The organism is Thorsellia anophelis DSM 18579, from assembly GCF_900111395.1.
Lineage (GTDB): Bacteria > Pseudomonadota > Gammaproteobacteria > Enterobacterales > Thorselliaceae > Thorsellia > Thorsellia anophelis.
In genome coordinates this window covers 69,950-83,435 of record NZ_FOHV01000005.1, presented here as the reverse complement: position 1 = coordinate 83,435, position 13,486 = coordinate 69,950, and the positions used below count along the sequence as shown (strand labels likewise).

The window sequence follows — 13,486 nt, the reverse complement described above, 5'->3', positions numbered from 1 at the left end:
CGCCTTTTATAAATTAGGGAAGATAATGGAAAACAAATTTCAATTATCACCAGCACTCGCTGATGCTGTTCGAGCCATAATCGAACAATCCCGGTTTATTGGCTTAGGTCAATTTTCCACACGATTTTCTTGGGGTACGCCTCAATTTACGTTGCGATTTTTTTCGCCACAAGCATGTGTTAAACAGCTTCGAAGTTTTCTGAGACAGGTGGTGGCTCTGCCACATGAAAACAAGTTTGAAACTGTTTTGAATTTTTTCATTAATAACACATACATTTGGAGATAAGAAAATGACCGCTAAACATAACGAGCCAATTCGGCTGAAAAAAACGCTAACCCTTTTTGCTATGGTTATGATGGGGCTTGCCTATCTTCAACCAATGACAGTGTTCGATACCTTTGGACTTGTGCAAAATGATTCTAGAGGACATGTTCCTACCGCATATATTTTTGCATTAATTGCTATGCTATTTACTGCATACAGCTATGGGCAGATGGTAAAACGTTTTCCTTCTGCAGGTTCAGCTTATACCTACACTCAAAAAACAGTAAGCCCCCATTTAGGGTTTATGGTAGGTTGGGCTGCAATGCTTGATTATTTATTAATGCCAATGATTAATATTTTATTAGCAAAACTCTATTTACATGAAATCATGCCATTTATCCCTGCATGGGTTTTCGTAGTTGTGCTAACTGTGTTAATGACTGGTGCTAATATTTATGGTTTGAAATTGGTTTCTAATTTCAATAAGATCATTGTATTAGTTCAGATTGGGATTATTGTTGTTTTTACTGGACTGATGATATATAAAATTGGTACAGCTTCTGATTTACATGCTCAGAGCTCAAATGCGCTTGTTACAATCAAGCCTTTCTTTTCAGAAACATTTGACCCATTTTTAATCATTGGTGGGGCAACAATACTCTGTTTCTCTTTCTTAGGATTTGATGGGATCAGCTCTTTAACTGAAGAAACTCATAATGCTAGAAAAGTTGTTCCTAGAGCAATCTTCTTAACAGCGTTTGTTGGCGGGATTCTATTTATTATTGTATCGTATGTCCTTGAGATATTCTTTCCTTATCAAGGATTACATATACCGTCACTTGGCATAAATTTACCTCTGGTAAGTCATTTTAGTGATTTAAGCTCAACTCAACCTGATATTATTAAATTAGTTGCAGGTACCTTAGTCCAAGCTATCATTCTTGTTTTTTCAAGTGTGACTGTTATTGCATCAGGTCTAGCTTCACAAGCAGGCGTTTCACGTTTAATGTATGTGATGGGGCGTGATGGGGTTTTACCTAAATCAGTATTTGGATATTTACACCCTAAATTCAGAACACCAATTTATAATATTGCTATAGCAGGTGCTTTATGCTTAATTGCTGTAAATTTTGATGCAGATTTAGGATATTCATTAATCGCTTTTGGGGCACTAGTTGCATTTACATTTGTGAATATATCGGTTATCGCAAAATTTTATGTAACTGAAGGCAGACGCCAAAGTTTTGTTGATACATTTAAATACTTAATTTTACCTGTTTTTGGTGTTTTGACTGTTAGCTCCCTTTGGTTCAGTTTAGACAGCCATGCAATGTACTTAGGATTAGGTTGGGCAGGTTTAGGTTTTCTTTATATGCTAGTTTTAACACGGGGCTTTAAAAATAAAATGCCTGAGTTGCATGAGGAAATCGATGATGAAGAAAGTCATGATAAAACAGAATAATATCACGATTAAATTCTAACGATTTAACTTATAGACTTTAATAATGGCGCATTCTTGCGCCATTATTCTTTTTTGGTGTAAAGTTCTAATCTTGGTGTTACAATATAATTAATTATGTCGTTTGATATCATCTATTTTAAACTTTATCCAGTTAGCAACGGTTAGCGATGATTAAAAGTGATTAAAATTATAGCCCCTTAAATTTATTTCTATTTTAAAGCTATATATAATACCAATATATTTTTATCATGAATTTAAATGCTAGCTAATTTTTCTTTAATTTATTTCAACTTATCTTTTGTGACGTGAATGAAATCCTCTTCAAAATTTTTACTAACAACGCTATCTATTTTGATATGCCCAACAGCACTTGCACAGACTTTAACTGAGCAGTGTCTACTCGGGGTCCCTAAATTTGAGGGAGAACTAGTCGAAGGCTCTATAAACGATCTACCAGTTAGTATTGATGCGGACGAACTCATTGGCTTTTATCCATCAGATGCATTATTTGTTGGTAATGTTATTCTAAATCAAGGTAATAGTACTCTTAAAACAGATAGATTAAGATTAACTCAGAATGAAGATTTGACTAATCGTACTGCGACAGCAACAGGTAATGTCTTTTATAAAGATAATATCGTTCAGTTAACAGGGGATACTGCTCACACAGACTTACTAAATCGTGATACTGATGTCACAAAAGGATTTTACGACATGGTAGGCAGGCAAGGTCGTGGAGAAGCAGAAAAATTAGAGATTCGTGATAATAGCAGATTTACCATTTTAAAAAATGGAACATTTACTTCATGTTTACAAGGCGATAATAGTTGGAGTGTAAGCGGTACGACCGTTATTCATGATAAAGAAGATGAAGTCGCCAAAGTATTTAATGCGATTGTCAGATTAGGCCCTGTTCCTATTTTATACTCACCTTATCTTGAGTTTCCATTAGGGGATAGGAGGCGTTCAGGGTTTTTATTACCATCATTTAGATATAGTTCTTCTAATGATTTTGAATTCACAATTCCTTATTATTGGAATATTGCCCCTAATTATGATGCAACCATTTCACCCCATTATATCTCTGCTAGAGGCCTGCAATTACAAAATGAATTTCGATATCTAAACCAATCAGGTAGTGGGCTAATGCAAGGGGATTATTTAAAAGATGATAAGCTTGCAGATCGTGATCGTTGGTTGTTTTATTGGCAGCATAGTGGTGTGATAAACAAAGTATGGCGGCTAAATGCAGATTTTACGAGAGTTAGTGATATTCGATATTTTACTGACTTGGAAACTTTGTATGGTAATTCAACTTCTGGATATGCGACACAGAATTTATCGGCAGGTTATGCTGACCAAAGTTTTGATATTTCATTGTCCTCAACACGCTTTCAAATTTTTGCTGACTCTACTCCATCTGCATATCGAAGTGAGCCAAAGCTAGATTTTAATTATTACAAACCAGATTTAGGTTATTTAGATCTAAAAACATTTGGGCAGTTTGTTCAGTTTAAAAACGACAACCCTAGAAATCCAAATATTACTCGTTGGCACATTGAGCCGACGCTAAATTTACCCTTAAGCAATCAATATGCAAGTTTAGATACAGAAGTTAAGTTGCTCGGTACTTATTATCAACAAGATAGAGATAATAGATTTACCCAATCTAGTGATTATAAAAAACATTACTCGCGAGTGCTTGCACAATATCGTGCTGATGCCCGAATGGTATTTGAGAGACGTTTTGGTTACGAAGATTCGTTTACCCAAACACTTGAACCAAGAGTGCAATACCTATACACCCCATTTAAAGATCAAACTAATATAATTAATCTTGATTCTGCATTATTACAAAATGATACGATTGGGCTTTTTAGAGATAGAATCTATAGCGGAATAGATAGAATAGCTTCCAGTAATTTACTTGCAACTGGAGTTACCTCACGTGTTTATGATAAAAATGCAGAAGAACGCTTTAATTTTTCGATTGGTCAAATTTATCATTTTTCACCCCAAAAAACAGAAGACGGTCAATTTAGTTCAAAAATTGATGAAAATGCAGAAAGGGGAAGTTTGACCTGGGCTGCTGATAGCATGTTTAAAATAGATGAATTTTGGGGACTAAGGGGCGGTCTGCAATATGATACTAGGCTAAGTTCACTGGCAGTTGCAAATAGTATTATTGAGTATAGAAAAGACAAAGATAGGCTAATCCAGGCAAGCTACCGTTATGCAAACTCGGATTATATTACAGCTACCTTGGACGGTAGAAATAATCCATCAAATCCGAGATATTTAGATGGCATTTCGCAAACAGGGCTTATTGCGAGCTGGCCTGTATTCGAAAAAGTAGCACTTGTCGGTCGAGTTTATTATGATACGAATTCAAATAAACCTGCTGAACAATTTGCTGGTCTTCAATATAATAGTTGTTGCTGGGGGCTTGGTGTAAGCTATGAAAGGAAAATTATTGGATTTATGAACGATGAAAGTCGGTATGATGAAAAAATTTCCCTTATTTTCCAAATCAATGGACTAGGACGTGAAATTGATTTAGGGTCGCAAAATATGTTGAAACAGGGTATTTTACCGTACCGTAGAAGTTTTTAGATTATAGTTGTGGTAGGATATCAAGTAGCTATAGCTTAAAAGGTTTAGATTTTTGACTGATTTATCAATGGATAGGATATGAAAAAAATACATAAAATTTTATTAGTGTCACTCGTTTGTGGACAATTATTTAGCCAAATAGCTTATTCGGCTCCAGTTGAAATGAACAGTATTGCTGCAATTGTTAATGACAGTGTTGTGCTTCAAGGCGATGTTGAAAAAATGTTAGCTAATATTAAAGCCAATGCAGTGCAAAGTAATCAGCAACTTCCTGATGATGAACGTTTGAGAAAACAAATTTTAGATAGATTAATTGCTGAAAGCATTCAAATGCAAATTGCTGATAAACGAGGAATCAAAATTACAGATGAAAGTCTAGATGCTGCGATTGCTGATATTGCAATGAGAAATGGTATTTCGGTAGGTGAGATGCAGGCCCACCTTGAAAGCCAAGGTATATCTTATTCTAGTTATCGAGCGCAAGTACGTAAGGATATTAAGTTAAATCAAGTTCAATCGATTGAATTAGGTAAGAAAATTAGGATCCCAGATGCTGAAGTTGAATCATTAGCAAAACAGATCTCTGCACAAAATATTGATAGATATGAAGTGAATCTTAGCCATATTCTTATTGCGTTACCGCAAAATCCTTCTGCATTAGAAGAGAGTGATGGATTAGAATTAGCAATAGAAATCATTAACCAGGTCAAAAATGGCGGAGATTTTGCTAAGTTAGCTTATACTTATTCAGCTGATGCTCAGGCACTTGACGGTGGTCAAATGGGGTGGGGAAAAGTTGAAGAATTACCGCCATTTTTTGCTGAAAAATTAACTAGTCCTACAAAAGGACAAATTATAGGCCCATTACGCTCTCCAATTGGATACCACATTCTAAAAGTAAATGACGCAAGAAGTACTAAACAAGTTTTAAATGTAACCGAAGTGAATGCAAGGCATATTTTGGTTAAAACCTCACCGGTGTTTAATGCTGAGCAAGCTAGAGCTAAATTAAAAGATATTGCTGATCAAATTAAAGCAGGCACATTGACATTTGAGCAAGCAGCAAAACAATATTCTGAAGATCCAGGTTCAGCTCAGAAAGGTGGGGAGTTAGGTTGGTCTAATGTCAACGCTTATGATCCTGGTTTTGCAGATGGATTATTAAGATTAAGTAAAAATCAATTAAGTGAACCAATTGAATCTAGTTTTGGTTTTCATTTAATAGAGTTATTAGATAAACGTTCAACAGACAAGACTGAGGAAGGCTACAAGGATAGAGCTAGAGAGATTATTTTTAACCGTAAACTTGCCCAAGAAGCACAAATGTGGGAAAGACAGTTAAGAGCTGGTGCTTATATCAAAATTACAGATGGTTATGTTAAAGAATAAGCCTATTATTGTTACTCCCGGCGAGCCTGCAGGGATAGGCCCAGATCTAGTGTTAAAACTAGCGCAGATAACTAATGATAACCAATTAGTTATCTGCGCTGATAAATATATGCTTCTGCAACGTGCTCAATTATTAGAAATACCTATTGAGATAATTGAGTATGATAAAAGCAATCAGTCTGATGAAACATTAGATTATACCCCGTTAGGTCATAAAACCCGTCCGCTTCAATTAAGAGTACTTCATATTCCGCTTGGACAAAATGTGGTACCTGGACAGCTATCTAGCTTAAATAGTCAATATGTTGTTGATACTCTAGTGAGAGCAACTAAAGGATGTTTGGAAGGTGAATTCTGTGCTCTATTAACAGCCCCTGTACATAAAGGAATTATTAATGATGCAGGGATTACATTTTCAGGACATACTGAGCTTTTAGCTGAATTGTCTGGTGCACACCAAGTTGTTATGGTGCTGGCAACAGATAAAATGAAAGTTGCACTAGCCACTACGCACATCCCATTAAAAGAGGTCAGTGAAGCAATCACGTTTGAAGGCCTCTCACAAGTGTTAAAAACAATTGATACTGAGCTTAAGGTTAAGTACCGTATTAAAACGCCAAATATTTTTGTTTGTGGATTAAATCCTCATGCAGGCGAGGGGGGGCATTTAGGTCGAGAAGAGATAGATGTGATTATCCCTGTTATTGAGAAGCTTAAAAGTGAGGGACTCAACTTAGTCGGTCCAATGCCTGCGGATACGGTATTTCAGCCAAAATATCTTGAGAGTGCAGATATATTTTTGGCTATGTATCATGACCAAGGATTGCCTGTGTTGAAGTATCAAGGTTTTGGTGAGGCCGTTAATATTACCTTTGGCTTACCATTTATTAGGGTGTCTGTGGATCATGGAACTGCGCTAGATTTAGCTGGTACAGGAAAAGCAAATGAAGGTAGTATTTTAACCGCTTATAACCTGATTAAGAAACTAATTGCTTATTAAAACGCTAGAATACAAAGAAAAATAGATAAGAGTTATCAGAAAAATTACTGCGCTGAGATATCATAATCTCGGCATTAAATAATTGAATAATATGCGATAAATTATGCATAATTAGCATGAAATGAGAAATTAATGAATAAAACACACTTAGGCCATACTGCTAGAAAACGGTTTGGGCAGAATTTTCTAGTTGATAATAATGTCATTCAAAATATTGTTGCAGCAATTCATCCTCAAAATGGTCAAGTTTTGGTTGAAATAGGTCCTGGATTAGGGGCATTGACGGAGGCTGTAGTTGCTAGAGTAGATAAATTAAATGTCATCGAAATTGATAGAGATTTAGCAGCAAGACTAGCCTCTCATCCGTTTATCCGTGATAAACTCACAATTTATCAAGAAGATGCTATGAAGTTTGATTTCACTAAACTCGCAGTCGAACATGATACCCCCCTTAGGGTTTTTGGTAATCTTCCTTATAATATTTCCACGCCGCTGATGTTTCACCTATTTACGTATACACGCACGATAGAAGATATGTTTTTTATGCTACAAAAAGAGGTTGTTGAACGATTAGTAGCAGGACCAGGAAGTAAAACTTATGGTCGATTATCGATTATGGCACAATATTATTGTGAAGTTATCCCTGTATTAGAAGTTCCCCCTAATGCTTTTAAACCCGCGCCAAAAGTTGACTCAGCTGTTGTAAAGCTTGTACCACATAAAAATCCACCTCATTTAGTTGACGATATTAAATTATTGTCTCGTGTCACAGCTGCAGCATTTGCACAAAGACGTAAAACCTTACGCAATAGCCTAAGTGAAATGGCTTCTTTGGAAGATTTAAATAAGGTTGGCATTGATGAAAAACTCAGAGCTGAAAACATCACCATTAAACAATATTGTGACTTAGTTAATCATTTATCGCAAAAATGCACGGCGAATGATTAACAATACAAAATAATATTGTGTTAACGTAGTAAAAAGTTTGTCCTTAATCTCAAAATGCAAAAATATTTGGATTAGTACTATAAAAAACTTTCAGTTTGATGTATAAAGGTATGCGTTATTGATGAAAGAAAACTGCCGTTTGCCTAAGAATTATCAAAACGATAATGACAAAGCAAATTGAGTGACAAAAAATAACAGTAAGAATAATTTTGGCTTTTTATTACGCTGCAACGGCATAAGACGTAATAAAAAGATTGGTGAGCAGATCACCACAGAAATTTTAGAAAGTGAAAATTAATTCATTAAGATTACACGTAATTTAGGTCTATAAGATAATTAAGCGGACAGATGTCCTGTATTCAATAAATAACATGTTACTTACAATCGATTCACTATTCATGATGTACACGTGCTAACAATGCCAGCCGGGAGGTTGCCAATTAAGCTCTTGCTAGACAAGGCTTTTTTAGCCTAAGTATACTAAATCAATCTGTGTTGTTCTGCTCAATCGTAAAATATGTATGACAAATATGTCAAAACAATTGAGTATTGAACTATGAAAAGAATGTTAATCAATGCGACACAGCAAGAAGAACTTCGAGTTGCTCTTGTTGATGGTCAGCGTCTATATGATCTCGATATCGAGAATACTAATCATGAACTTAAAAAATCTAATATCTACAAAGGAAAAATCAGCAAGCTAGAGCCTAGTTTAGATGCAGCTTGGGTAGATTATGGCTGTGAACGTCGTGGATTTTTGCCTTTCAAAGAAGTCTCTCGTGAGTATTTTTCTAAACGAAGTAGTGGAGAAGGTCGTCCAAATATCGCTGATGTCCTAGAAGTGGGACAAGAGATGATTGTTCAAGTTGAGAAAGAAGAGCGCGGTAATAAAAATGCTGTACTCACCACTTTTATTAGTCTTGCTGGTAGTTATTTAGTGCTGATGCCGAATAATCCTAGAGCTGGCGGTATATCAAGACGTATTGAGGGTGAAGAACGTAGTGAATTAAAAGAGGCGCTCTCAGTGCTAGATATCCCTTCTGAAATGGGATTAATCATCCGTACTGCTGGTATGGGTAAGTCTGCTGAGGCATTACAATGGGACTTGTCATTTAGAATTAAACATTGGGAAGCAATTAAACAAGCTGCTGCAAGCCGTCCTGCGCCTTTTTTAATTCATCAGGAAAGTAGTGTTATCGTCAGAGCATTTAGAGATTATCTTCGTCCTGATATTTCAGAAATTTTAATTGATAGTCCAGAGCTATATGAGGAAGCAAAACTACATATAGGAACGCTTGGTCGTCCTGATTTCATCAGTAAAATAAAACTCTATACTGGCGATACACCATTATTTAGCCATTTTCAAATCGAATCTCAAATTGAATCAGCTTATCAACGTGAGGTTCGCTTACCATCAGGTGGATCAATTGTAATTGATACGACTGAAGCACTCACTGCAATTGATATCAACTCAGCTCGTTCTACTCGGGGTAAGGATATTGAAGAAACAGCATTTAATACTAATCTTGAAGCTGCTGATGAAATTGCTAGACAATTACGCCTTCGTGACCTAGGCGGGTTAATTGTAATCGATTTTATTGATATGACTCCTATCAGGCATCAACGTGAAGTTGAATCTAGATTGCGTGATGCAGTTCGCTCAGATAGAGCGAGAATACAAGTGACTAGAATATCTAAGTTTGGCTTACTTGAAATGTCAAGGCAGAGACTAAGTCCGTCATTAAATGAATCGAGTCATCATATTTGCCCAAGATGTAGCGGTACAGGACGTGTGCGTGATAATGAATCTTTATCTTTATCAATTTTGCGTTTAATTGAAGAAGCAGCTTTAAAAGATAAAACGAGTGAAGTGCAAGTTATAGTACCTGTTCAAATAGCTTCTTATCTGTTAAATGAAAAACGTGATGCTGTACATGCTATTGAAAATGAAAATAAAGGCTTAAAAATCATCATTGTGCCTAATGAAAATATGCAGACGCCACATTATCATATTCAACGTATGAAAAAGGGAGACTCACCTGAACAACTGAGCTATAAGTTAGCTGAACTTTATGATGCGAATAAACTGCCATTAGTAGAAGAATCTACACCTGTTAAAAAAGTTATCGAACAGCAACCTGCTGTAAAAGCTCATACGATTACTGCAGATACGCCACCGCCTGTTCAACATTCTAGAACAAGCACGCCTGAATCTGTTGGAATGTTTGGATTCATAAGTAAGTTTTTTAAATCGTTATTCAACGGTACTGAAACCGCTAAAGAAGAAACAACTGAAATCACGGCCCAAAGACCTCATCAAAATCGAAACCGTAATAATCAGGCACGCAATAGGCGTGATAGACCGAGAAATGAGCGGGCACCACGAGCAGAAGTAGCGGAATCTTTAGACTCAAGTACAGAAAGTGCTTCAAAAAATATGCGCCCTAATCGTAACGATGCAAAAACGAGAATGAATCCAAGAAATGATTCTCAAAAGGCAAAAGTAGGAGAGGTTGAAGGCGCTACTGCTGAAACTAGCAAAAAACCAGTTAAAGAGCGTGCGAGTGATGTTATCACAACGAAACCCCGTAGAGAGCGCAGAAAAAATACTTCATCAGTAAGAGTTCAAGATGAGGCATCTAATTTAGTTGCGCAAGTACAGGAACCAATGAATGTTAGTGAGACACATGCTCCAGCTGTATCTGATGAATTTCAAGATAAAACAAAACGTTCTAGACGATCACCAAGACATTTGCGAGCAAATGGACAACGCCGTAAAAGAATGCGTTACGATTTAAGTGTTGCCCCTGTTCAGCTAGAAGGTGCATTCGCATCTCCAGAAATGGCATCAGGTAAGGTTTGGGTGAATTATTATCAATTAAACAAGCAACAAGAAGCAATTGCACAAGCAGCAGAATTAGAACAATCAATATTAAGTGTTTCTAATGCTGCTTCTGATAAATTGAGCCAAGGCACCGAACCCCAAATAATGCCACAAACTGAGAATTTTGATTTAAGTACTGATAAAATTGTATCAGCACAGCTAGGATTTGAACACGCGAATGGAGTGGGTGAAATTGATAAAGGTGAGGAAATTAGTATAAAGTCACCTATGCACACCGACATTTCATCAGTTAATTTAAGTGATGAATCTATAGATGAAGAAATTGTGGTGGATATTCAAAATATTCCGACGCAGACAGAATCTGTAGCAAGTGGTAAAACAATACCTGAAAAATCAGCTATATCAATGGCAAAACGTAAACAATTGCATGGGGCTGCCCCTGTTACTAAAGCACCTGCTCCGGTATATATACCAATGGTTCCAAAGCAAAGCGATTGGGTTAGACCAGAATTTGTATTTGATGGAAAAGGACGTGCTGGTGCAAGTTTTGCCACTAATATCGCAACGGCCCCTATGAGTAAACCAAGCTATCATTAGCATTATATGTTGTTTAAATACGTGATAAATACGCCTGCATATGCAGGCGTATTTGCATAGTAATACCACCAAAAAATAACTTACTGGCAATAAAAATATTAGAGGTAATTATGCAAAACCAAATTGCGATAAAACAGATTAAAATTAAGCGTCCAGATGATTGGCATTTACACGTTAGGGATGGTGAGGTGCTTAAAACTGTATTGCCTTTTACAACAGCCCATTATGCTAGGGCAATTATTATGCCAAACCTAGCACAGCCAATAACAACATTAGATCAAGCAATTGAATATCGAAAAAAAATTATCACAGCAATTCCAAATGGGCATACTTTTACCCCTTTGATGACATGCTATCTATCAAAAAATGTGACTCCTCAAATTTTAGAACAGGGTTTCTCTCAAAAATTATTTGTTGCCGCAAAATTATATCCAGCACATGCCACTACTAATTCAAGCCATGGCATTGAAGATTTACGTGAAGCGTATCCTTTATTTGAATGCATGCAAAAGATTGGAATGCCGCTTTTAATACACGGAGAAGTAACAGATAAAGAGATTGATATTTTTGATAGAGAGGCTGTGTTTATTGATCGAACATTAACTAAAATTCGAGCTGACTTTCCAGAATTAAAACTTGTTCTTGAACATATTACAACTAAAGAAGCAGCTCAATACATTCTTGAGGGTGATCTTTTTATAGGTGCAACCATCACACCACAGCACCTTCTCTTAAATCGAAATGATATGCTAGTAGGTGGTATAAAACCGCATTTATACTGTTTACCTATTTTAAAACGTAATATCCATCAAAATGCATTACGTCAAGCGATTGCAACAGGACATCCAAGAATATTTTTGGGTACTGACTCTGCACCGCATTTTAAACACTTAAAAGAGCATGCATGTGGGTGCGCTGGTGCATTTAATGCACTTAATGCTTTAGCTATATATGCTGAAGTATTTGAACAGATGAATGCACTTGAATACTTTGAACAATTTGCTTCAATTAATGGCGCTAATTTTTATGGTTTACCAGTGAATGAAGAAATTATCACTCTTGAAAAGCAAGATTCTATTCAACCAAGCGTTATTGAAGTAGGGGATAATCAAATCGTACCTTTCATGGCTGGTGAAACGTTAGCTTGGCAAGTAATAAAGAGTTAATTTAATGCAGATTAACAATTTATTTTTTTAATGTCATTGTTAAATATGAATGTGGGGCAGAGTATGACATCACAAGCAGAATATGATTTAATTATAATTGGTAGTGGTTCCGTAGGTGCTGCGGCTGGATATTATAGCAAGAAAGCGGGCATGAATGTATTGATGATTGATAGCCATTTCCCTCCTCATACTGATGGATCGCATCATGGGCAAACACGAATTATCCGGCATGCGTATGGCGAAGGTGAGAATTATGTGCCGTTATTGCTTAAAGCTCAGTCACTCTGGTCAGACCTCCATTTGCAAAGTGAATCCCCTATTTTTGAAAAGACAGGTGTACTAAACGCAGCACCAGAGCATTCAGAATTTATACAACAAGCTATACAAAGTGCAAAACAGTATAATCTTAATGTCGATATTACTTCAGGAAAAGAGGCCAAAGTTCGATGGCCTGAAATTAACTTGCCAGACAGCTATATAACTGTTTATGAGCCAAATGCAGGTATATTATACTGTGAGAATGCGATTAAAAGTTATATTAAACTAGCAAATGAGCTAGGTTGTGCTCAGCTCTTTAACTGTGAAGTAACAGCTATTAATAGGAAAGGGCAAGGAATTGAAGTCATTACACAAGATGGTACTTATTATAGTAAAAAAGTCGCAGTGTGCGCTGGTACTTGGGTTAAAAAATTGTTACCTGATATTCCAATAACGCCTATAAGAAGGGTGTTTGCTTGGCATCAAGCTGATGGTCGTTTTAGTCAAAATAATAAATTTCCTGCGTTTGTGATTGAAAATGAACAGGGTGAAGGTTTTTATGGGTTCCCTGCTGTTAATGATGAATTAAAGCTAGGTAAGCACTTAGACTGGCAACCAATTGAAAAAAAAGAAGAACGATTACCATTTGGTAGGCATCCTACAGATGGTAGAGCCTTATTAGATTTTCTTAAGCATTATTTACCTGGTGTAGGTGGATGTCTTTATGGGGCTTCGTGCACCTATGATATGACGGCAGATGAAGATTTTATCATTGATACAATTGACGAAAATATTTATGTTGTCAGCGGATTAAGTGGCCACGGCTATAAATTTGCTTCAGTTTTAGGTGAAATTATTTCAGATTTTGCTAAAGGTGATGACTGCGAATTTGATCTGAGTCCTTTTAAATTAAATCGTTTTAATCAATCTAAGAGCAGTTAAT

Annotated in this window: 8 protein-coding genes; all 8 read left to right on the top strand. The window is 36.3% G+C overall.

Features of this window, described 5'->3' with window-relative positions:
* Positions 1 to 290 precede the first annotated feature (290 nt).
* The 8 genes from BMW37_RS04310 (at position 291) to solA (ending at position 13,485) form a co-directional block, all read left to right on the top strand.
* Complete coding sequence (locus BMW37_RS04310; RefSeq protein WP_093318078.1) at positions 291 to 1,727, top strand: APC family permease; 1,437 nt, start codon at positions 291 to 293, stop codon at positions 1,725 to 1,727.
* A gap of 309 nt (positions 1,728 to 2,036) precedes the next feature.
* Positions 2,037 to 4,340 (top strand): LPS assembly protein LptD, encoded by a 2,304-nt coding sequence (gene lptD / locus BMW37_RS04305; RefSeq protein ID WP_093318077.1) that lies wholly within the window; start codon positions 2,037 to 2,039, stop codon positions 4,338 to 4,340.
* 78 nt (positions 4,341 to 4,418) lie between these two features.
* The gene (gene surA, locus BMW37_RS04300) at positions 4,419 to 5,729 is read left to right on the top strand and encodes a peptidylprolyl isomerase SurA (protein WP_093318075.1); all 1,311 of its coding nucleotides are present in this window, start codon (positions 4,419 to 4,421) and stop codon (positions 5,727 to 5,729) included.
* On the top strand, positions 5,710 to 6,729 hold the full coding sequence (pdxA, locus tag BMW37_RS04295; protein WP_093318073.1) for a 4-hydroxythreonine-4-phosphate dehydrogenase PdxA: 1,020 nt from the start codon (positions 5,710 to 5,712) through the stop codon (positions 6,727 to 6,729). Before surA ends, pdxA begins: the two co-directional genes overlap by 20 nt.
* Before the next feature lie 132 nt (positions 6,730 to 6,861).
* On the top strand, positions 6,862 to 7,677 hold the full coding sequence (gene rsmA, locus BMW37_RS04290) for a 16S rRNA (adenine(1518)-N(6)/adenine(1519)-N(6))-dimethyltransferase RsmA (protein ID WP_093318072.1): 816 nt from the start codon (positions 6,862 to 6,864) through the stop codon (positions 7,675 to 7,677).
* 556 nt (positions 7,678 to 8,233) lie between these two features.
* Positions 8,234 to 11,119 carry a ribonuclease E gene (gene rne, locus BMW37_RS04285; RefSeq protein WP_093318070.1) on the top strand — a complete coding sequence of 962 codons (2,886 nt, stop codon included), beginning with the start codon at positions 8,234 to 8,236 and terminating at the stop codon, positions 11,117 to 11,119.
* Positions 11,120 to 11,229: 110 nt separating this feature from the next.
* Positions 11,230 to 12,285: a dihydroorotase gene (gene pyrC / locus BMW37_RS04280; RefSeq protein ID WP_093318069.1), complete on the top strand. Its 1,056-nt coding sequence runs from the start codon at positions 11,230 to 11,232 to the stop codon at positions 12,283 to 12,285.
* Positions 12,286 to 12,348: 63 nt separating this feature from the next.
* Positions 12,349 to 13,485, top strand: coding sequence for an N-methyl-L-tryptophan oxidase (solA, locus tag BMW37_RS04275; RefSeq protein WP_093318067.1), 1,137 nt, complete (start codon positions 12,349 to 12,351; stop codon positions 13,483 to 13,485).
* Position 13,486: the final 1 nt, after the last annotated feature.

Bases quoted from the DNA above. Each gene is read 5' to 3' on its own strand.
- BMW37_RS04310 (WP_093318078.1), top strand. From the start codon at position 291: ATGACCGCTAAACATAACGAGCCAATTCGGCTGAAAAAAACGCTAACC.
- lptD (WP_093318077.1), top strand. From the start codon at position 2,037: ATGAAATCCTCTTCAAAATTTTTACTAACAACGCTATCTATTTTGATA.
- surA (WP_093318075.1), top strand. From the start codon at position 4,419: ATGAAAAAAATACATAAAATTTTATTAGTGTCACTCGTTTGTGGACAA.
- pdxA (WP_093318073.1), top strand. From the start codon at position 5,710: ATGGTTATGTTAAAGAATAAGCCTATTATTGTTACTCCCGGCGAGCCT.
- rsmA (WP_093318072.1), top strand. From the start codon at position 6,862: ATGAATAAAACACACTTAGGCCATACTGCTAGAAAACGGTTTGGGCAG.
- rne (WP_093318070.1), top strand. From the start codon at position 8,234: ATGAAAAGAATGTTAATCAATGCGACACAGCAAGAAGAACTTCGAGTT.
- pyrC (WP_093318069.1), top strand. From the start codon at position 11,230: ATGCAAAACCAAATTGCGATAAAACAGATTAAAATTAAGCGTCCAGAT.
- solA (WP_093318067.1), top strand. From the start codon at position 12,349: ATGACATCACAAGCAGAATATGATTTAATTATAATTGGTAGTGGTTCC.